General features: G+C 61.3%; 1 CRISPR repeat array.

Features of this window, described 5'->3' with window-relative positions:
• Window positions 1-607: a CRISPR direct-repeat array (repeat unit 31 nt; unit sequence AATGAAAGGCTGCCACCGAAGTGGCAGCAAC).
• Window positions 608-672 lie beyond the last annotated feature (65 nt).

Raw genomic sequence — 672 nt, forward strand, 5'->3', positions numbered from 1 at the left:
AATGAAAGGCTGCCACCGAAGTGGCAGCAACACCACCTGACAGCGCACGACATGACAGCTGTGGAGCCTCAATGAAAGGCTGCCACCGAAGTGGCAGCAACCCGCGCAGCGTAAAGGAGCCGCGGCCTGTCTCGAAGCCTCAATGAAAGGCTGCCACCGAAGTGGCAGCAACCCGAAGACACCGCTACGCGCCGGGCTGATGGGCGTCGGCCTCAATGAAAGGCTGCCACCGAAGTGGCAGCAACCGCCCGGATGGGTCGGTGTACTCGCAGAAGGTTTTGCAGCCTCAATGAAAGGCTGCCACCGAAGTGGCAGCAACGCGGTGCAGTTCGCTCGTTGGTGTGGGATGACGTTGCCTCAATGAAAGGCTGCCACCGAAGTGGCAGCAACCGTCGAGAACAGCTTCCGCGCTGCTGATACGCTCCTGCCTCAATGAAAGGCTGCCACCGAAGTGGCAGCAACTGGCGCATGGGGCACCGTGGCGCAGCGCATGGATCCGCCTCAATGAAAGGCTGCCACCGAAGTGGCAGCAACCGGAGTCGATGGCGGAGTCTGCGGCGGCTATCGCTGCGCCTCAATGAAAGGCTGCCACCGAAGTGGCAGCAACCTCCGTCCGAACTCTCTTCGCCTCGAAGGTGAATGCCTCAATGAAAGGCTGCCACCGGAGTGGCA

This window comes from Corynebacterium sp. HMSC061H03, from assembly GCF_001838215.1.
GTDB lineage: Bacteria > Actinomycetota > Actinomycetes > Mycobacteriales > Mycobacteriaceae > Corynebacterium > Corynebacterium jeikeium_D.